The 20,553-nt window shown below is 59.4% G+C and carries 18 protein-coding genes; 3 read left to right on the top strand and 15 right to left on the bottom strand.

The features are described 5' to 3' along the window. The first annotated feature begins 29 nt into the window (after positions 1-29). Positions 30-1,460, top strand: coding sequence for an MFS transporter (locus tag P9292_RS17590; protein WP_409015171.1), 1,431 nt, complete (start codon positions 30-32; stop codon positions 1,458-1,460). Between the two features lie 103 nt (positions 1,461-1,563). On the opposite strand, the gene P9292_RS17585 is transcribed toward P9292_RS17590, so the two are convergent. After that, on the bottom strand, positions 1,564-1,938 hold the full coding sequence (locus tag P9292_RS17585) for a hypothetical protein (protein ID WP_309960363.1): 375 nt from the start codon (positions 1,936-1,938) through the stop codon (positions 1,564-1,566). A gap of 262 nt (positions 1,939-2,200) precedes the next feature. On the opposite strand from P9292_RS17585, the gene P9292_RS17580 reads away from it, so the two are divergent. Continuing rightward, a complete protein-coding gene (locus P9292_RS17580) occupies positions 2,201-3,832 on the top strand; it encodes an ABC transporter substrate-binding protein (protein WP_250510044.1) in 1,632 nt (543 codons plus the stop codon). 1 nt (position 3,833) lies between these two features. Here the strand turns inward: P9292_RS17580 and P9292_RS17575 are convergent, their stop codons facing one another. From P9292_RS17575 to P9292_RS17530, 10 genes are all read right to left on the bottom strand, one after another. Then, on the bottom strand, positions 3,834-4,460 hold the full coding sequence (locus tag P9292_RS17575) for a DAK2 domain-containing protein (RefSeq protein WP_309960360.1): 627 nt from the start codon (positions 4,458-4,460) through the stop codon (positions 3,834-3,836). 12 nt (positions 4,461-4,472) lie between these two features. Then, positions 4,473-5,483 (bottom strand): dihydroxyacetone kinase subunit DhaK, encoded by a 1,011-nt coding sequence (locus P9292_RS17570; RefSeq protein ID WP_309960358.1) that lies wholly within the window; start codon positions 5,481-5,483, stop codon positions 4,473-4,475. Between the two features lie 41 nt (positions 5,484-5,524). Then, positions 5,525-6,526 carry an ABC transporter permease gene (locus tag P9292_RS17565; RefSeq protein ID WP_309960356.1) on the bottom strand — a complete coding sequence of 334 codons (1,002 nt, stop codon included), beginning with the start codon at positions 6,524-6,526 and terminating at the stop codon, positions 5,525-5,527. Continuing rightward, positions 6,523-8,067 carry a sugar ABC transporter ATP-binding protein gene (locus P9292_RS17560; RefSeq protein ID WP_409015170.1) on the bottom strand — a complete coding sequence of 515 codons (1,545 nt, stop codon included), beginning with the start codon at positions 8,065-8,067 and terminating at the stop codon, positions 6,523-6,525. Before P9292_RS17560 ends, P9292_RS17565 begins: the two co-directional genes overlap by 4 nt. Before the next feature lie 74 nt (positions 8,068-8,141). Then, complete coding sequence (locus P9292_RS17555; RefSeq protein WP_250467035.1) at positions 8,142-9,254, bottom strand: sugar ABC transporter substrate-binding protein; 1,113 nt, start codon at positions 9,252-9,254, stop codon at positions 8,142-8,144. A 64-nt stretch (positions 9,255-9,318) separates the two neighbouring features. Next, positions 9,319-9,990, bottom strand: a complete 672-nt coding sequence (locus P9292_RS17550) for a class II aldolase/adducin family protein (RefSeq protein WP_250493405.1) — start codon at positions 9,988-9,990, stop codon at positions 9,319-9,321. Next, positions 9,987-11,066, bottom strand: coding sequence for an S-methyl-5-thioribose-1-phosphate isomerase (gene mtnA, locus P9292_RS17545; RefSeq protein ID WP_244829676.1), 1,080 nt, complete (start codon positions 11,064-11,066; stop codon positions 9,987-9,989). The genes P9292_RS17550 and mtnA overlap by 4 nt, the downstream gene beginning before the upstream one ends. Before the next feature lie 16 nt (positions 11,067-11,082). Beyond that, positions 11,083-12,351 carry an S-methyl-5-thioribose kinase gene (mtnK, locus tag P9292_RS17540; protein WP_309960353.1) on the bottom strand — a complete coding sequence of 423 codons (1,269 nt, stop codon included), beginning with the start codon at positions 12,349-12,351 and terminating at the stop codon, positions 11,083-11,085. A gap of 51 nt (positions 12,352-12,402) precedes the next feature. After that, positions 12,403-13,098: a GntR family transcriptional regulator gene (locus P9292_RS17535; protein WP_250467041.1), complete on the bottom strand. Its 696-nt coding sequence runs from the start codon at positions 13,096-13,098 to the stop codon at positions 12,403-12,405. Between the two features lie 212 nt (positions 13,099-13,310). Next, a complete protein-coding gene (locus P9292_RS17530; RefSeq protein ID WP_409015169.1) occupies positions 13,311-15,479 on the bottom strand; it encodes a hypothetical protein in 2,169 nt (722 codons plus the stop codon). 166 nt (positions 15,480-15,645) lie between these two features. Between P9292_RS17530 and P9292_RS17525 the strand changes: the two genes are divergently transcribed. Then, a complete protein-coding gene (locus P9292_RS17525; RefSeq protein WP_309960352.1) occupies positions 15,646-16,134 on the top strand; it encodes a nucleoside deaminase in 489 nt (162 codons plus the stop codon). On the opposite strand, the gene P9292_RS17520 is transcribed toward P9292_RS17525, so the two are convergent. The 4 genes from P9292_RS17520 to P9292_RS17505 all read right to left on the bottom strand — a co-directional run bounded on the left by P9292_RS17520 (position 16,122) and on the right by P9292_RS17505 (position 20,544). Further along, positions 16,122-17,951 (bottom strand): alpha/beta fold hydrolase, encoded by a 1,830-nt coding sequence (locus tag P9292_RS17520; RefSeq protein WP_309849204.1) that lies wholly within the window; start codon positions 17,949-17,951, stop codon positions 16,122-16,124. The genes P9292_RS17525 and P9292_RS17520 overlap by 13 nt on opposite strands. A 429-nt stretch (positions 17,952-18,380) precedes the next feature. Then, positions 18,381-19,142 (bottom strand): IclR family transcriptional regulator, encoded by a 762-nt coding sequence (locus P9292_RS17515; protein WP_309960350.1) that lies wholly within the window; start codon positions 19,140-19,142, stop codon positions 18,381-18,383. A gap of 14 nt (positions 19,143-19,156) precedes the next feature. Next, entirely contained in the window at positions 19,157-19,897 is a 741-nt protein-coding gene (locus P9292_RS17510) for an amino acid ABC transporter ATP-binding protein (RefSeq protein ID WP_309960348.1), read from the bottom strand. Then, positions 19,894-20,544, bottom strand: a complete 651-nt coding sequence (locus tag P9292_RS17505; protein ID WP_244829670.1) for an amino acid ABC transporter permease — start codon at positions 20,542-20,544, stop codon at positions 19,894-19,896. The genes P9292_RS17510 and P9292_RS17505 overlap by 4 nt, the downstream gene beginning before the upstream one ends. Between the last annotated feature and the right edge of the window lie 9 nt (positions 20,545-20,553).

The following is a 20,553-nucleotide window of genomic DNA, read 5'->3' as shown; positions in this document are numbered from 1 at the left end:
CCCCTTTACCGAATCACCCAGGAGCAGGCATGAGGACCATGGGCAATACGGTCGCCGAGCACGGCGGCACCGCCACCACTGCCGAGGGCGCGGCCGCAGCCGCCGCTTCCCCGGTGACGAAAGGATCGATCATCGCGCGCATCGAGAGGCTGCCCGCCAATGCGATGCAGGTGCGCGCCCGGATTCTGATCGGTGCGGCGACTTTTTTCGATGGCTTCGATGTCATCGTCATTGCGGCCACGTTGCCGCTTCTGATACAGAAGTGGGGGCTGACGCCGGGGCAAGTGGGCTTTCTGATTGCGTCGGGATCGATCGGGCAACTCGTAGGCGCGTTCCTGTTTCCATCGCTCGCGGAACGTTACGGGCGTGTGCGTTCCATTGCGTGGAGCTCGGGCATCATCGGGCTGACCAGTATCGCGTGCGGCTTCGCGCCTTCGTTCGCGGTGTTCGTGGCGTTGCGTATCGTGCAGGGGCTGGGATTGGGCGGCGAATTGCCGGTGGCGGCGACCTACATCAACGAGATCACGCGTGCGCATGGACGCGGACGTTTCGTGCTGTTGTACGAGATCGTGTTTCCCATCGGACTATTGGCATCGAACGGGCTTGGCGCGTGGATCGTGCCGCGCTTCGGCTGGGAAGCGATGTATATCATCGGCGGCGTGCCGCTCTTGCTGTTCTTCCTGTTGCGCACGCTGGTGCCGGAATCGCCGCGCTGGCTCTCGGAACGCGGCCGCATGCGCGAAGCGAGCGATGCGCTCGGCGCCTTCGAGGCCTCGGTGAAAGGCCCGTTGCCGCCGCTTGGCAACGTCGCCGAATTCGATGCCATGGCGCTGCGCCATCCGAAGCGCCGCCGTCTCGATCTGATCGGCCCGGCGTATCTAAAACGCACCATCGCGGTCGCGATGTTATGGATGACGTGCGGGGTGATTCAGTACGGTCTCTCGACGTGGCTGCCTACCATCTACAAGACGGTTTATCACGCACCGCTGCAACTCGCGTTGAACCTGGCCGTCGCGGCTTCCGTGCTCGGCGTGATCGGCTCGCTCACCTGCGCGTTGATCGTCGACAAGGTTGGGCGCAAGCCGGTCATCAACTGGTCGTTCGTTCTGTGCTCGATTTCACTGGTGCTTGCGGGCGTGTTCCAGCATGAATCCGTCTACGTGGTCGCGACGTTCTGCGCGCTTGGGCTTGGATTCATGGCGTGCGGCTTCATCACCGCTTATGTCTATACGCCGGAACTGTATCCGACCAGCATCCGCGCATTCGGCTGCGGACTTGGCGGCGCATGGCTCAAGGTGGCCGCGATCTTCGCGCCGGCGCTCGTCGGCAAGACGCTGCTCGGCGGCCAAATGGACCTCGCCTTCTATGCGCTCGGCGCGGTGCCGTTGCTGGCCGCGCTGGCGGTGCATTTCCTCGGAATCGAAACCAAGGGCCAGGTGCTGGAGCAGTTGGAGGCGTGAGGCGCTCAGGCGGCGGTCATTGGCTTGAGATTCGCCATCGAATTCCAATGCCCGCCAGTCGGTGAAACGAATCAACGGCCGCAGATGGAAGCGGCCGTTGCGTTTAATCGTCGAACCAGCAGTGCTCGTTCGGATCGACGCTCAGAAAATCGATCATATCCCTCAGGAAATCCAGTTCAAGCGCTTCGAACTCGCGCGTGCCTGCCGTGACGTCGTCGGGATTGAGCTTGCCTCGCGCCTTTCGCAGCGCGGCGACAGCTAAAGCGACGGATTGAGTAGTCCCGTGCAAGGCGCTGCCGGGAGCGAATGGGAGAGAGGTTTTTGAGTTCATGTTCACGATTACGGCAGGCTCGCGTGAAACGTGAGGCCTGTTTTCTCGAAGGCGCTGATTTTTTACGGCACCCGATGCGGTAAGTCTAACTTGGCGCGCATCGTCGGCTTTACTTGCTTGCGTTCGACGCGACGGTTTCTTCGCCAAAGGCCGCATCTGCTTCAATAGATAAAGCTTTGATGGTTACACAGATAATTGGCTCACGTTCTACAACGTAAAGCGATAAAAATGTGATCCATCGTTGGTCGCTATTAGACATTAGTTTTATTATGTTGGACGCTCGGCTATAAATCCGAGCAGCGACACTACTTCCCCGATCAGCGCATCACGCAATTACGCTCGACGACTCAGAAGCCAATCCCTTGCTAAAGTACGCCTCATCCACTCATCTCCATCCCAGAGAGGCACAATGGTTAAAGCTCCGACTCGAAGAAGCGCACGCGCCCTGTGCGGTTTTGCCGTCTCCCTTCTCGCCGCGTTCATCGCCACGCCGCAGACCGCATCGGCTCAAAGCAAGACCCTCGTCTTCTGTTCCGAAGGCAGCCCCGCCGGATTCGATGCCGCCCAGTTCACCACCAGCACCGACTTCGACGCCAGCGCGCACGCCGTCTACGACACGTTGGTCGAATTCAAACGCGGCACGCTCGACCTGACGCCGGGCCTTGCCGAAAAGTGGGACGAGTCGCCCGATGCCAAGACCTTCACCTTCCATCTACGACGCGGCGTGAAATTCCAGTCGACATCGTGGTTCAAGCCCACGCGTGATTTCAACGCCGACGATGTGGTCTTCACGTTCAAACGCATGATCGACCCGAACGATCCGTTCCAGAAGGCGCACCCGGTGAGCTTTCCGTATTTGACCGATCTCGGCTACGACAAGAACATCGCATCGGTCGAGAAGCTCGACGACAACACCGTGCGCTTCACACTAAAGACGGCCGATGTCGTTTTCGTGCGCAACATAGCCATGGAGTTCGCGTCCATTCTTTCCGCCGAATATGCCGCGCAATTGCTCAAGGAAGGCCGGCCGGAGGACATGAATCAGAAGCCTGTCGGCACCGGCGCTTTCGTGTTCCGCGATTATCAAAAGGACGCGACCATTCGTTACGACGCGAACCCAAGCTATTGGAATCGCAAGGACGTGCATATCGACAAGCTCGTCTTCTCGATCACGCCCGATGCCGCCGTGCGCGAACAAAAGCTCGCGAGCGGCGAGTGCCAACTCACCTCGTTCGCGCGCCCTGCCGACATCGTCGAGGCGAAAAAAAATCCGAAGCTCACGGTGTTGTCGGGCGTGGGCTTCAACGTTGCCTATGTGGGCTACAACACGACGCACAAGCCGCTCGACAACGTGACGGTGCGCCGCGCGCTGGACATGGCGATCGACAAGCAGGCGATCATCAAGACCGTCTACGAAGGCGCGGCCACGCTGGCCACGAACCCGATGCCGCCTTCGCAATGGTCGTATAACAAGGCGCTGAAAGACGCACCGCACGATCCCGCGAAGGCGCGCGAGTTGTTGAAGCAAGCGGGCTTTCCCGATGGCTTCACCATTACGCTATGGGCCATGCCCGTGCAGCGCGGCTATAACCCGAACGCGCGACTGATGGCGCAACTGATTCAATCGGATTGGGCGAAGATCGGCGTAAAGGCGAATATCGTCAGCTACGAATGGGCCGAATATAACAAGCGCGCAAAGACCAATGGCGAGCACGACGCCATTCTCTACGGCTGGCTAGGCGATAACGGCGACCCCGACAACTGGCTTGGCACCACGCTGGGCTGCGATGCAGTGCATGGCAGCAACATGGCGAAATGGTGCAACAAGCAGTTCGACGATCTCTTGGCTAAAGCGCGCCTCATAACAGATCAAAGCGCGCGCACGAAGCTTTATGAAGAAGCGCAAGTCGTCTTCAAGGATCAGGTGCCGTACACACCGCTTGCGCACGCCAATACGTTTCAGCCGATCTCGAAACGCGTGCACGGCTATCTGATCAGTCCGCTTGGAGGCCATCGTTTCGACGGCATCACGCTGGATTGATTCAACTGGCGACCGCTTCGCGCAAGGCCTGCAAAAAGCGCACGTAAGCGGTCGCACCAGGGTCAGCGTGGCCGATGCTGCGTTCTTGCACCCATAACGCGCGACCCTTTTGCGATTGCTTCGAGGCCGTAGCCGTTACCTGCGCTTGCGCAGTCGCGATCATGGCATCGAGCAACTCAGTCGCGCTGCCTTGCAATGCTTCGAGCGTATCGAGACTCGGCACGAGTGCATCGAGCACGGTCTTGTCGCCGACCTGACTCTTGCCACGTTCGATGATGCGCGCAGCCACCGCGCGTCCGATGCCAAGCGCCTCGTCGCGGCTCACCGTGTCCTTGCCGTTCATCGCCTTGCCTGCCGCGAGCAAGCCGCCGCCGACGAGCGCTGCAAACGTAGATGGATTCGCTGTCGAGAACGCCTTGCCCGCAGCGAACAATACGTCGGTAAGCGAGGCGTCATCGTTCAAAGCGGCAAGCGCCTTCACGATGGCAATGGACCCTGATTGCACCGTGATGCCGAGATCGCCGTCGCCCAAAGCGGCGTCGAGGTCGCGTAACTCGTCGGCATGCGCGGGCAGCGCGCTTAGCGCACGCGTCAAAATGGCGCGCAGTTCCTGGTTCGATACGCTCATTGCGCACTCCTCTTACGATGCGGTGCCGTCGCGGAAAAATGGCGAACTCGCGGGCGCTTCGAGCAGCGCTTCGAGTTCGTCGTCGAGCAGCATCACCGTGATCGATGCCCCCGCCATTTCCAGACTCGTTACGTATTCGCCGACATACGAGCGCGCTATTTTCAGGCCCTGATCGGCGATGAGTTGCGAGGAACGGCGATACAGCAAATACAGTTCTTCGAGCGGCGTCGCGCCGAGGCCGTTCACGAGTATCGCGAGCTTCGATCCCTTAGGCGCGTTCAAATCGCCGAGAATCTGACCGATAAGCCGCTCGGCGATGGCATCGGCCGTTTCGAGCTTGCCGCGATGCGTTCCCGGTTCGCCATGAATGCCGATACCGATTTCCATCTCGCCATCGGGCAATGTGAAGGTCGGCTTGCCTGCCGCGGGAAGTATCGTCGGCGAGAGGCCCACGCCCATGGTCCGGCAATGGGCATTCGCCTTGCCGCAAATGCGCGTGACCTCATCGAGCGAATCGCCGCGTTCAGCGGCGGCGCCCGCGCATTTGAACGCGAACAACATGCCCGCGACGCCGCGCCTGTCGGCCGCACGTTCCTTCGGCGCGGATGCTACATCGTCGGTCAACACCACTGTCTTGATGTCGATGCCTTCGGGTTCGGCCAAGTCGGCGGCAAGGTCGAAATTCAGGACGTCGCCGCCATAGTTGCCGTATACGTAAAGCACGCCCGCGCCGCCATCCACTGCCTTGGTCGCTTCGAATATCTGTTCCGCCGAGGGCGATGAAAACACGTTGCCCACGGCCACGCCACTGCAAAGCCCCACGCCGACGTACCCGAGAAAGCCGGGCAAATGCCCCGAGCCGCCGCCTGTCACGATTCCCACTCTGCCTTCCTTGGGCGCGTCCTTGCGCACGAGCGCGCGTTTGTCGTCCGTCGCGCTCTTGATCCACGCGGGATGAGCGATAAGCAAAGCCTCGATGATTTCATCGACGAAGACATCGGGCTGGTTAATGATTTTCTTCATGTTGTGCTCCTCCGGTTTTAGGGTGCGTTGCAAGAACACGTCTAACGCTTGCGCCGCTGACTAAGCGCGTCGAGCAAGACAGCCGCGAAAATGACCCCACCTTGAATGAATTGCGTCCAGAAGGGATTCACGCCGAGTAGCGACAAACCCACGTTGATCACGCCGATCAGCACGACGCCGATAAAGGTGCCCACGATCGAGCCACGTCCACCCGCAAGCGATGTCCCGCCAATCACGATAGCGGCAATCACCTGCAATTCGAGTCCGTTGGCCGCGGACGGCAAGGCGGAATTGAGCCGTCCGGCAAGCACGATCCCAGCGATGGCAGCAGTTACGCCGGCCAGCATGTAGGTGAAAAAAACCACGCGGCGCACGGGAATACCGGCAAGACGCGCAGCTTCCTGATTGCCGCCGACTGCAAAGACCTGATGCCCGAACGTGGTCTTGCGCAAGAGCACATGGCCTATGGCGAAGATCACGAGCATGACGATCATCGGCATGGGCAAGCCCGCGATGGTCTTCGCGCCGAAGGCCGTGAAGGCGGTGGGGAAATCGAACTTCGTGCGACCATCGGAAATGGCGAGCGTGAGGCCGCGCGCCATGGCCATCATCGCGAGCGTGACGATGAAGGGCACGAGGCGCAACCACGACACGGCAAGGCCGTTGAGCGCGCCTGCCGTGGCCCCGACCGCAATTGCGACGCATAACCCTCCAACGCCGAGACCGACGGCGCCTGGGCTCGATCCTGCCATGACCGTTGCCGCGACCATGCCGCTCAACGCAACGAGCGATCCGACCGAGAGATCGATCCCCGACGTGATGATGACGAACGTGCCGCCTACCGCCGCAATGCCCACCACCGAGACCTGCACCATGATGTTGGTGAGCGTGCTGGTCGTCAGAAACTCGGGCGATGCAATCGACAAGGCGATGCAGATGATGACGAGTGCGGCAAACAATGGCCCGATGCCGCTCCTCAGTTGGCGAATCACGCGGCGCGAGAGCGCCTCCGAGTCCTCGCGGTTGGCTGCCGTGGAGGTCATGCGCCTGCTCCTGTTGTAGCCCATTGAATGACAGTTTCAGAGTCCGCTTTATCGCGCGGTAGCTCCGTCACGATGCTGCCGCGATACATCACGAGCACGCGATCCGACATGCCGAGCAACTCCGGCAACTCGGAACTCACCATGACGACCGCTGCGCCCGCACGCGCCATGGACACCATGTGTGCGTAGATTTCGGTCTTCGCACCCACGTCGATGCCGCGTGTGGGTTCATCGAGCATGATGACCACGGGTGCTGTCGCCGTTGCGCGGCCAAGAATGACTTTCTGCTGATTGCCGCCGGAAAGCGTGCCGGTGATCTGCAACACCGAAGACGAGCGAACGCCGAAGCGCGTGCTTGCTTCCTGCGCCAGCTTGCGTTTCTTGGCGCGGCTCACGAAGCCGCCGCTCGCAAGCGCTTTAAGGCTCGACAGTGCGATGTTCTCTTCGATGTTGGCATCGAGCACGAGCCCTTCGAGCTTGCGGTCCTCCGACGTATAAACGAGGCCGTGACGCACGCCTTGAGTGGGCGAATGGTTCGTGACCTTCTTCCCCTTCACGAAAATCTCGCCACCGGTCGCGGGCAGCGCGCCAAAGATCGTCTTGAGCAATTCGGTGCGTCCTGCCCCGGCAATGCCCGCTATGCCCAGGATTTCGCCCGAGCGTACCGTAAAGCTCGCATTGCGCAGCAACGGCGCGCTAGCGAGATTGCGCACTTCGAGCACGACATCGCCATAAGGACGCGGCTCCCACGGATAGAACGATTCGAGATTGCGCGCGACCATTGCCTGCACGAGTTCGGCTTCGGTCCATTGCGACATCGGACGCGCGCCGACCGTCGCGCCATCGCGCATTACGACGGCGGAATCGGCGAGTTCGAACACCTCTTCCAGATGATGCGAAATGAAGATGATGCCCATGCCCGAGGCACGCAGCCGCCGCACCACGGCATAAAGATTGGCGATGTCCTGGCTCTGCAGCGCGGCCGTGGGTTCGTCCATGACGAGAATTCGGGCATCGCGCGCCACGGCTTTTGCTACTTCCACGAGCTGCCTCTTGTTGAGCGGCAGATCGCCGAGGCGCATCCACGGCGGCACGTTGTCGAGTCCCACGCGATCCAGCGCTTCGCGCGCAAGCTGGTTGGCCTCGCGTTGCTTGACGAAGCCGTTCCTTGCAGGCATGCGGCCAAGGAATAAATTTTCCGCGACCGTCATGTCGTTGATCAGCGAGAGCTCCTGATAAATCACGGCCACGCCTGCATCGATCGCCGCGTTGGTGCCGCGCGCAAGCGGTACGCCGTCGATCTCGATCGTGCCTTCGTCCGGCTCATACGCGCCAGACAAGGTCTTCACGAGCGACGATTTGCCCGCGCCATTCTCGCCGACGATAGCGAGCACATGGCCCGTTCGCAGTTCGAGGCTGACGCCGCGCAGCGCCTTGACGCCAGGAAAGCTCTTGACGATGCCTTGCATGCGCAATAGCGGCGCGGACGCTTCGAGCGGCGCCTGCGCTTGCGCTTCCGTTTCGACTGTCATGTCGTGCATTCCGTTAGCGGGCAACGCGCTAGAGCTCAAACGCTTGAACGCTTGAAGTCTTAAGCGTGTGCCCGCGGCTTGCCTTACTGTTTGACTTCCTCTGACCACAGCCCGTACTTCTTGGTCTCATCCGAATCGATATTCGATTTGTCGATGAGTAAAGTCGGCCAGGCATAATTCGCCGGAACGTCCTTCTTGGCGTTGTAGTCCGCGATGAACTGCAGCGACTTGGCGGCCATCTGAATGGGGTTCTGCGAGATGGTCGCGTCCTGCTTGCCCGAGCGAATGGCGGAAAGCGCCTGCGCCGTGCCATCCGCGCCGATCACGAGAATGTGCGCTTTATCGCCGAGCGGCTTATAGCGGCCCGCATTGTCGATAGCCTTTTCCGCACCCACGGTGTTGTCGTCGTTGGCGCCGAATACCGCGTCGATTTGCGGATATTTCTGCAGGATATTGGTCATCGCGTTAAGCGACTTCTCCTGATCGAATGCGCCTTCCTGACGCGCAACCACCTTGATGTCGGGATACTTCGCCATTTCGTCGCTAAAGCCTTTCTCACGGTCGGTGGCGGCGGTCGTGCCGACAAGGCCGATCAAATCCACCACATTCCCTTTAGCCGAACCGTAGCGTTTGGTCAGTTGATCGGCAATCCACTTGGCGCCGGTTTGACCGAGCGCGACGTTATCCGACGCAACGAACGAAGTTACCTTGCCGCCATCCGACCCACGATCGAGCGTGAAGACCGGAATGTTCATCGAGTTGGCTTTCTCGACAGCCGGAATGATGGCCTTGGAGTCGATAGGATTCAGCACGAGGGCAGTCACGCCTTGACTCAGCAAGTTGATGGCGTCGTTGACTTGCTGTTGCGCGTCGCCATTGGCATTGGTCTGGACGAGATCGAAGCCTTGCTCCTTGGCGCCCTTCTCCACGCCGGCCTTGAGCCCGACAAAGAACGCATTGTTAAGCGTTGCAATCGAAAAGCCTATTTTCGCCTTGCCGCCCGCGGCAGCGGCCGGCGCCGGTGCGCTTGCGGGAGCGCTCGCGGCTTCGCTCGAACTCGCGCCCGAACTGCTGGCGGTCGAACTGTTGTCGCTCTTGGAACAACCGCTAAGCGCGGCCGCCGCGCATAAAAAAACCGCGCCGGTCGATTTGCCGAACGTGCCCCATCCGTCGAATCTTGCTGAATTCCAGGCCATAGCTGTCTCCGTTGTAGGATTTATTCATTACGATGCAAACGACTATTTCCTCAAGGCAAGCGCGCTAAGAATCTTTCTTGTCGCGCCGGCCATAAGTCTTGAACTTCTCCAGCACTTCATCCATCTGCTCCTCCGAAAGAAGCGGCGGAGCACCCAACTGACAGGCGAGAAGATATTGCTTGGCAAGCACTTCCACTTCATGCGCGAGCCACACGGCGCGCGCAAGATCGGTGCCGAGCGCGATCACACCATGATGCGCGAGCAGACACGCTCGCCGGTTCAGAAGCGCGGCTAAGGCGTGATCGGAAAGAGTTTGCGTGCCAAAGAGCGCATAAGGCGCGCAGCGAATGGAATGTCCGCCGGCGGCCGCGACCATGTAGTGCACGGCGGGAATATCGCGTTCATGAATGGCAAGCGCCGTGGCCGCTATGGAATGCGTATGCACGACCGCGTGCATGTCTTGCCGTGCTCGAAGAATGTCGCGATGAATGCGCCATTCCGAAGACGGGCGAGCCGTGCGCAGCACGCTCGCGTCATCACCGACATTTAACGGCAGCCACACCATCATGTCTTCGTGCATTTCACGCGCAGGAACGCCGCTGGGCGTGATGAGAAAGCCGTCGTTGAAGCGGGCGCTGACGTTACCCGAGGTTCCCTGATTGATAGCGAGCCGCTCCATTTCGAGCGAGGTCTCGACAATACCCCGGCGCAGCGCGCCTTCATCCACCGTGCTCATGCGGCATTACCTTCGGCTGCGAAGAAACCACGCAACGAACGTTCGAAAGGCGCTTTCACGATACCGCGCTCCGTGATGAAGCCCGTGACGAGTTCATGCGGCGTGACATCGAATGCGGGATTGCGCGCGTTGATGGCTCGCGGCGCAATAGGTTGCCCTGCAAGCGATGTCACCTCTTCTTCGCGACGTTCTTCTATCTCGATCTGCGCGCCGGTCGGTGTGCGGAAGTCCAGTGTGGACGAAGGACAAGCCACGTAGAACGGTATGCCGTAGTAATTCGCTGCGATGGCCACGCTCAGTGTGCCGATCTTGTTGGCGAAGTCGCCATTTGCCGCAACCCGGTCCGTGCCGACGATCACGAGGTCCACCAGTCCATGCGACATGATCGACGCGGCCGCGCTATCCACGATCAGCGTTACATCCACGCCCGCCTGCTGCAGTTCGAACACGGTCAGGCGCGCGCCTTGCAAAAGCGGCCGCGTCTCGTCCGCGAACACCTTGAACGCAATGCCTTCGCGATGTGCGGCATAGATCGGCGCGGTGGCCGTGCCTAAGCCTGTGGTGGCAAGCGCACCTGCATTGCAATGCGTGAGCACGCCGCTGCCCGGTTCGATAAGCGGCAGACCATGCATGCCGATGCCTTCGCATAGCGCCTGATCTTCCGCATGAATCTGTTTGGCCTCATCCACCAAAGCTTCGTAAAGCGCCTTCGAGTCGCTTGCGTTGCATGCGCGCGCGCATTGCAGCATGCGTCTCAATCCCCAACTCAGATTCACCGCCGTGGGGCGCGCGGTATCGAGCCAGCCCGCGCGCCGTTCAAGCTCAGCACGAAATTGCGTCAAGGGCAAGTCGCGCGCGTCCTGCATGGCGACGCACAATCCGTATGCTGCCGCGACGCCGATGGCGGGCGCACCCCGCACGCGTAATTCGTGAATGGCTCGCCAGACGGCGGCTGCATCGGCGACATGCTCCACCACGATTTCATGCGGCAGGCGCGTCTGATCGAGCAGCAGGAGATCGCCATCGCGCCATTCGATCGTCGGGGCAAGCGTGGGGAACAAGGACTGCGCAACCATGGAAGCTCCGAGTGGACTATGCATGTGTGATTGTTTCGCGCTGAACCTCGCGCGCAAGCATGACGACCTGTTCGATACTGCCAAGCGTCGCGCGCTTGACCAGCAGGTCTTCCGCGCAACGCAGACAGCGCACTTCGATACGCGCCCTCGCCTGAGCATCTGGAATGCGCGTGATGTCCGCGACCTTCGCCATGCCGACGATGCGCCGAATCATCTTGCAGCCAGCGAAGCCGAGCGTATCCGCTAGCAGCCGACGCATGAAGTGCGTGCGATAACCTTCGACAGATCGCGCTTCTGCGTGACCGCCTATAAAGCCGCGTTCGCCACGGCTTTCGTGCTCGCGCCACAGCTTTAAAAATTGCGCGCTAAAGCCATTCCAGACCTCGGCCACTTGAACGAGCAACCATTCCTGATAGCCGGAAGGATCTCGATCGTCTATACGGCCATGCCAGTCGCGCGAAAAATACGCGAGCAGCAGGTTTGCGAGCACCGCGCCGATATCGAAGCCAATCGGTCCGTAGAACGAGAATTCCGGATCGATCACGAAGGTTTCGTCTTCGTTGACCATGATCGAGCCGGTGTGCAGATCGCCATGCAGCAAGGTCTCGGCGTGATTCATGAACGCCCATTTCATGTCGCCCGCGGCAATGCGCAACGCTTCGCTGGTCCTCAGTCGTTCAAGCGATGACGCAGGCAATGCGGCGCTGTACACGTTCGACGGATGATCTTCGAAAGGAAACGTAAAGACGAGGTCCTCGGTGATTTTGCACAACTCGGAATTGACCGCCGCGCTCATGGCCTCTTTCTTGATGTCCGGCGCAAGAAACAGATCGGACCCGTGGAAAAGCGTTTGCGCAAGATACGTCGACAGATGCGCGGCGAGCTTCGGATAGACGACGCCATCCATCAGGCCTTGCCGCAAAATGCGATGCGAGGCAAGCCTTTGCATCACCATCAGAAAGCGCTTGCTGTCAGCGTGATACACCTTCGGCACATGCCGCGGACATAGCGCACCGAAGCGGCGTAACGCCGCTACCTCATGCTCCATGCGCTGACACGACAACGGCCACGTCTTGCCGACTAGTCTTAAAAAAGGCGGCGCCTGCTTGACGACGACGCTGCGTTCCGGCGCCTTCGTGTTCGTCACGAAGTACACATAGTTCAGGTTGCCGTCGCCGACTTCGGCCACTTCCAGATCGTGCGGCTCGCCAAGCAGCGCACGTATCTCGGGAATTGCGCCGAGATACGCGGCAAGCTCGCTTGCGGTAAAAGCCTCGAACTCCATCGGTGTCTCCTCCGATGTTGCTTCTGGTGCGCGTCTAAACGCAAGATTGTCTTAGCGACGCTTGCGCACCAGATCGAATTTGAAAATGCTCGTGTTGTAGTAGTCGTTGCTATAGCAGAGCGGTTCCCCGCTCTGATCGAAATCCACTTCGTCCAGCAGGAGAAACAAACCGAAGCCGTCTCCGAGTTCCGGCAGATCGCGCGGCGTGAGGATGGTCGGCTGTATCGACGTATGCGTATGCGACAGACGCCGGCCCGTGCGCGCAAACATGCCGAAAAGCGATTCGCCGACTTCACCGTCCGCTGCATCGAAGAGCGTCTTCGGAATGGTGTCGATGCAATAGGCGGCTACGGCGTCGTCCGCGCGGCGAACGCGTTCGATACGTACGCACGGCGCCCCAAGCTCGATGCCGAGTCTTTCTGACAAACTCTCCGATGCCGCAATGGTATCCATCTGTATGCGACTCGTTGAAGGCACGGCGCCGACGCTCTTGATCATGTCGGTTACGGACATCAGATCATCCAGACCGCCCTGCAACTTCAGCGAAATTTGTCTGATGAAGGTGCCGCGACCTTGTACCCGAGACAGCAGACCGTGCGAGATCATCTGAGCAACGGCTTCACGCAAACTCGAACGGCCTACCCCGAGCAATTCGCAGAGTTCCAGTTCCGTAGGAATCTGATCGCCTGGCTTGAGCTTGCGCTCACGGATCATGGTCAGGAGCGACTCTTGAATCTTGTCGCTCATTGAGCGCTCTACGCTTAGACGCATGTTGCTCTCTTAGGTAGCATGCAGTCAAATATACATCAGACATCAGATGTTTTTCTTAGGACTTTCCCTTGGATATCTTGTAGGCTCAATAGCTGGCGATACCGATGAACGGCCATGCGGTTGCAGCAAGACCATATTCATTTGCTTGCCGCGTCTGACTTGTTGGCGCGTTGCACTGCGCCAAGAATTCATGGCTTCCACTGGTACATCAGAATCTTGGCGCGTGCATCGTCTTCCAAAAGAATGTCGTATTCACCATTGGCCCTTAGCGTGGCGCTGATACCCAGTTCCACATCGACATAGCCGCTAGTCCAGCCTACGTTCGCGCCCGGCGACATGCAGCCAACGTGTGCGCCGGTGCGCGCGTCGTACACATACACCTTCTGCGTAAAGAGGCCCGCGACAAAGAGGTAATTGCCCGCTGTCGCAAGTCCCACGGGCGTGATCACGGGGTTGGTCGTCGTGTCCCAAGGGAGCGCGATGAGATAGGTCATGACGCGCGGCCCGCGAGTCCAGTTGTCGTAACGCGCGAGATATGGGCCGGCCTCTTTCCAGCGCGCGGCATCATAGGGAATGGTTTGCGTGAAGCCCGAGATATACATCGTGTCGGTCTCAGGCACGTAAAGCACTCGGCCAATGCGCGTGAAAGGCGCTGGCATCGTATAAGTCTTCGCCGATGCATAGGTGTAAAGCGGATTGCCCAAGGCATCGAAGCCCTGCAGCGGCATTTCTCGTATGCCGCTCGTCGGGGTACCGAACCATACGTTGCCAAGGGAATCGACCCAGATGAAGCTGTTGCCTATCAGACTCCCCGTCGATGGATTGCCTATGAATTCGCTCGTGTCGAGATGGCCATCGCCATTGATGTCGCGCCACATCCATTCGCCATAGGCCGGTTGATTCGCTGGAAAACCGCCTGAAATATAGGACTCGGCGAACATGACCGATGGTATTGCCGTATAACCGTGCGCGGCGTCGAAGCGATGCACATAGAGCTGATGCGAATATGGATCGAGCGTGAATAGATACGGCCGGTTGCCGTTCAGGCGCCGTACCATCGGCTGGCCACGCACCGCGCGTCCGATGTGAATCGAAGGGTCATCAGGAAAAGTGAAGCGGTCCACGGTATGCGCCGTGTACGTCCATTGCTTGCCGGGCGCCTTGCTCCAGTCCATCGTAAAGACTTTCGAGCCGGTATAGATGGTGTTCGGCGCGCCGGGATCGAAGCTCGCGCCATCGACGAACACGAGACCGTCCAGTTCCCATGTAATAGAACGTGTGACGCCTTTGAAAGCCTGCAGCACCGCGCCCGTTCCTACCGAGGCAGAGTTGAGAACTCGCGGGCCTTCGCCGTTTTGTCCAACGTACAAATTGCCGGCCTGATCGAAACCGATACCCGTGACCGAGTTGAAGCGCCCTGCTTCGATCGTGCCAGCGGTCGCATGATTCACGCCCTTGAGCGTGCCGACCGCAGTTAGCGCCGCGTTCTTTCGGAAAGGCAAGATCTGCTGGCCCACGCCGTTATCCGCGATATAAAGATCACCCGATGGAGTGACCGCGATATCCGCGGGTATCGTTCCTATGGGGAGTATCGGCACGCCGCCGAGTATCGCGCCTGTCGTCGAATAATGTGCAATGGCGGGGTGTCCGTTGAACGTGCCTGTAATGACCCAAAGCGTGCCGTCTATATCGAGTGCCATGCGTCCCGGTGATGTCACGTTGAACGCGCGATTACGCCTCATCGTGTTGGCATCGAACACGACGATCTGATTGCTCGACGCGTCGGAAACAAAAAGCTCGCTATCGTTAGCGGCCAGGCCGCGAATGCCCGCGTCCGTTCCGGCCGGCACAGTCGCCACGATCAGGAAACTGTTCTTGGTAGCATTCGCGCTGTTGCCGGCGCCGCCCGTAAAAGACGCGCCCTTGGCGATGTTGGCGATCGTGCGTCGCGTAATGCCGAACCACGTATAACCGTTGGGCGGATAATCCGCGCCGACGAGGCCACCGCCTTGATTGCCGATGGACATCGCCGCATAGAGGTATGTGCTGTTCGATGCAATGGCGTCGCCGCCCGCCGCGCCCCAACCATGCGTCGCGCCCGCCACCGCGATGCGGTCGCCATTGCGATACGCCGCGATCTCGGCGCCGCTTTCATCCCACGGACTATTGGTATAGACGGTTCCGTCCGGTGCAACGCGGATGGCTTGTATGTCCTGCTGCATCCACTTGCCATCGCCGAAGCCGAAAGTGTTGCCTATCCAGGACGTGGTGTAATTGAGCGGCGACGTAGCCGCGCGCGCGCCGCTGGCAAGGCTGAACACCATTAGCCATACCGCTAGGAAACATGAAACGTTCATCACTTGCACCCAGGCAAACCGCTGCAAAGCGAAATCGAGTTACGACCCTAATGATATGAAGAAAAGGCCTGTTTTCTTCTTAACGGCGGTCGGTACGAATGCTTGAATCCGGTTTATTGAGGCGTGTTCAATGTGCAAGAAGGCGAGCAAACAACGGAGAGGTCGAATGATAGATAGCGTGGACAGGAAACATCTCGAACGATGCATCGAACTGGCTAAAGAAGCGCTCGACCAAGGCGATGAACCCTTTGGTTCGCTACTGGTGGCGAGCGACGGTCACGTGCTCTTTGAGGATCGTAACCGCATCAGCACGGGCGACAAGACCTTGCATCCTGAGTTCGCTATTGCAAAGTGGGCTGCGGAAAATATGAGCGAGCCCGCGCGCAAGAATGCCGTGGTCTACACATCGGGCGAGCATTGTCCGATGTGCTCGGCGGCGCATGCGTGGGTGGGGCTTGGGCGAATCGTCTATGCGAGTTCGACCGCGCAGTTCACGCGCTGGCGTGAGGAACTCGGTGCTGGGACCAGCCCTGTTCGCGCGCTGCCCATTGAAGAGGTGATCGACGGAGCAATCGTGGATGGCCCCGTCGACGACCTTGCAGAACGCGTGCGTGCACTACATGTCGCTTATATGCAGAAGCATCAAACGCGTTGATCGGTCAGTGCGCTGCTATGGTTTCGCTGTTGCGACACGCCTGGAACTTCGGTCTGCACGTTCGTCTGCGTGATGACCGACTCGCACAACGCGATCACTTGCGGAAGACTTGCGGCATTGAACAACGAATGATCGACATCGGCGTAAGTTGCGACACGCACTGAACGAAGCCGCTTGAGTCGGGCGCCCAGCTTGCCGCAATGCGCGGCGAGCAAGTCCAGGCCCGCATCGTAGGCGCCGTAGACCAGCACCGTGTTCACGCCTCTAGCGTCGAGCGCGCGAATGATCGGCATGGGTGTAGTGGCCTGCTCGGGCGGCGTTTTGCTCAAGCTGTCGAGCCTCAATACATCGACGACACGTGAACGCGCACGCGTGAGCATGTAGCCGCCGATAAAGCCCATTACGCGAAGCAGATTCTTATCGCCGCGCAAAATGGCTTTCCACTTCTGCGGATCGAGCATGGAGAACGCATAACCCGCCATGGAGTTGCGTGTGGATTCGCGCAACGCTTCGGGCGTTTTGTCCTCGGGACGCTTGAACGTAGGGATATTCACCGAAATCACGCCGGTAATAACGCTCTCGCTGACCGCTGCCTTCAAAGCGTGATACGCACCTGAACAAATGCCGAACGCATAGATCGTCTTGTAGCCTTGCCGGGACAACCAACGCGCGGCGACGCCAGTGTCTTCGGTTGCGACCACGTTATAGATTCTGCCGAAGGGCGTGTCTGACTGCACATCGCCCGAAGGAAGCGGACTGTCGCCACGGCCGCGTGCATCGAACCGCAATGAAGCAATACCACGTGATGCTAGCTCGCGTGCAATCCGCACGGAAAGCCGGCTATCGCCTACGCGTGAACTCGCCGCCGTATTCGTCATGACAAACACAGGGCCACGCGCTGCACCATGACGCGGCTCGCACAGCACGCCTACGAGTCCTTGTTCGTCCATTCGCACGGGACGCTCGACAGCCTCCGGCGTTTCGATGACGAGATCTGGCCACACGTCATGTGCCGCAGCCGATGTATTAACGGGGCCTGCTTCGAGCGCGCCGTTTGCAATCCACTCAGTGGCCGTTGCCAAAGCAGCCTTGGGCAATACCGTGAATGCCGACTCTTGAATGAAGCCGAGCAAATCTTCAAAGGGTTGTGTCTGCGTATCGACGCCAAGCCCACTGAGCGCATCCAGCAGCGGGTCTTTCGAGCTCGTTCGTGCGTGCATCAGCAATACGCGATTGGCGGGCGCAATGGCCGCACTTTTCACTTGCGACGCGAGATCGATCTTTTCAAGCCGGTCCCTGAAGGTATCGTCATAAACCTGACCCAGCACGTTGAGCGGACCAGTCTTGGGTTGCGCTTCGCGAAGGGGCGGTGCGAGCTGGTCGAGCCAGGTCTTGCGCACTGCGCCGAGTTCGCGGATATAGGTGCGTCCGCTCACGACTGGCGCAAGCAAGGCGAGATCGTCGACGGGACGCTTGAGCGCCGCAGCCAAAGCGAACGCGGCACCGACCCGAAAGCCCGCTAGCGTGACGTGTTCGATACCCGTCTGTTCCTTGAGGAAATCGACGGCTGCACCGATGTCATCCACCGCCGAATCGAACAGGTCTTGTCCTGCCTCTAGATCGGCTGAATCCCCCGTGCCGAGATAGTCGAAGCGCAAGACCCACAAGCCGCGGGCCGCAAGAGCGTCTGCCAGGTGACGCAGGCCGCTATAAGTCCACACATATTCGTGGCCATAGGTGTTGCAGAGAACGACGCCGCGCGTGCCGGCGCCTGCGTGCAGCCATCCGAATCTTTTGCCGAAAACCACCGGTCTCATTTGTATTTTCCTCGTCTTTGGCGGTGTTCAGACGTAAGCAAGGAGTGCCTTCGAAACCGCCAGCCTGCATGCGTCATTATTATGCTTGGACAACTGCAGGCACAAAGGGAACGGGCAGCAAGTGCTATTCCCATCGACACGGGACTCCAGCTAGTCCTAGTCGGGCGTTGCGCAAAGCTTCTCTCCGGGCTTTGCGCCGCCATGCAGCGAGGGTTACTTGTCACCAATTATATTAAGCCCGCTTAGCACTTGCGATGTGCCGACGCGAATTTTGTTCAAACGGACTATCTATTGGCGATCATTGCATGGGGTGCATGATGTCTTGTCTGGCAAATGCGCTTAACTGCAAACAATCCGCGCGGCATCGCACAGAGCTTTTTAGGGTTTGCTTATATTTTTTTGGCTTTTGGCTTTTCGCAAAGCGGCGAGTCATCCCCGCCTATGAGGTTGCGATAAGGCGCGTGCCGAGCGAATGAGGTCGTCAAGCATGAGATCGCGTTTCTCTGGAACGGTGTCGCGACTTGTCATGAAGCAGAGCGCCGCGACGGCCAAACCAGAACGATCGCGAACGGGCGCGGCCATGCAATAGCGAAACGTATGCGACAAGCCTGTCGTGCAGCAGAAGCCCTGCTCCCTTGCACGTTCCACATCGGCGAGGAAGTCTTTGAAATCTACTCGCTTGCCGTTGTCCAGAACGAAGTCTTCATCAGGAATGAGCGCGCGAATTGCGTCGCCGCTCAAATGACCTAGCAGCAGCCTGCCCGATGCCGTCCAGGGAATGGGGACCTTGACGCCAATACCCGAACTGATATTGAAAGGTCGAGAACTGTTTTCTGAAAGCACGACCGTGTATTTGTCGCCTTCAAGCATGCACAGTTGCGCGGTCTCGTCGTGGCTGCGCACGAGCGCGAGAATGGACTGATGCGCGCGGCTGATCAAATCGTTGTGCACCGCGTAATCGGAGCCGTAGTAATGCATCTCGCGGCCAAAGAAGATGCTGCCGTCGGGGCCCGCTTCCAGTAGACCCGCCTCGCTTAAAATTGCAACCAGTTCGTAGATGCTTGAACGCGGCGCGCCAGTCGCTTCGATCAATTCGCGCATCGCAAGCGGCCTGCGAGCTAGATGCAATTGCTTCATGATCGCCACGACCCGATCCACCCCGCGCGCACGCGACGTTTCCACTGTCGACATCGGCCGGGCTCCGCTCAATGATCCAGCACGCGATGCAGAAACTGCCGCGTGCGTTCGTTCTGCGGATTCACGAAGATTTGCTCGGGTGCGCCCTGCTCTGTAATCACGCCCTTGTCCATGAACACCACGCGATCCGCCGTCTTGCGCGCAAAACCCATTTCGTGCGTGACCACGACCATCGTCATGCCATCGCGCGCCAGTCCGCGCATGACTTCGGTCACTTCGCCGACGAGTTCCGGATCGAGCGCGGAAGTCGCCTCGTCGAAGAACATGATGCCTGGCTCAACGGCGAGTGCGCGTGCAATGGCAACGCGTTGTTGCTGGCCGCCCGACAATTGACTCGGATAATGCGTCGCACGATCGGCGAGGCCGACACGGTCGAGCGCATCCATGGCGCGCTTCTTAGCATCGGCGGGACTCATTTTGCGCGCCTTGATGAGTGCAAGCGTGACATTGCCGAGCGCGGTCTTGTGCGGGAACAGATTGAACTGCTGAAACACCATGCCCACATGTCCACGAATTTCTTTAGCGCGACGTGCATCGTGCAGCGGCACCTGGTTGACCCACACTTCGCCCGCATCCGCGGTTTCAAGGCCGCTCATGATACGCAACACGGTGCTCTTGCCGGAGCCCGATGCGCCGATCAAGACGAGCACTTCGCCAAGCCTCACATCGAGATTGATCTCCCGCAGCACTTGCGTGGCACCGAACGACTTGCTCACGCCCGCGAGGTTGATGATCGACGCTTCACTCATGACAGCACGCTCCTTCTACGGTCGTGACGGCGCACCCACTGCGACAGCGGAAAGCACACGATGAAATACAGTATGGCGACGAGGCCATAAATCTCGACTGGCTTGCCCACGCGATCGACGATCGCCTGGCCGCCGTGCATCAACTCCGACATGCCGATCATGCTAACGATCGACGTGTCCTTGATAAGCGAGAGATATTGCCCGACCAGCGGCGGCAAAACGATCCGGCCGGTCTGCGGCAAGACTACGGAGAAGAACGCTTGCGCTTTGGAGAGACCGAGAATCTGCGAGACTTCCCACTGTCCTTTAGGGACCGCCTCGATGCCTGAGCGAAATACTTCGGCGATATACGCGCCTTGATAAACGCTCAAGCCGACGACTCCGGCGGCAAAGACATCGATGGCATAGCCGAAGTAGGACACGCCGAAATAGATGAACATCAGTGTGATGAGCACTGGCGTGCCGCGGAAGAGTTCGGTGTAGAGCCTTGCAATCTTGTCGGTGCCCCAAGGCCCGAAAGAACGAAGCACGGCGGCCAGAAGACCGATCACCGTACCGCCCACGATCGACGCGGCCGACAAGGCCAGCGTCATCAAGAGCCCTTGCAAAAGGATCGACAGGCTCGTCGTCAATAAATCGCTCGACATGTCTCGCTC

The sequence above is a fragment of the Caballeronia sp. LZ001 genome, assembly GCF_031450875.1.
Taxonomy (GTDB): Bacteria; Pseudomonadota; Gammaproteobacteria; order Burkholderiales; family Burkholderiaceae; genus Caballeronia.
Note: the sequence above shows the minus strand (reverse complement) of the source record. Positions and strands in the feature narration are given on the sequence as shown.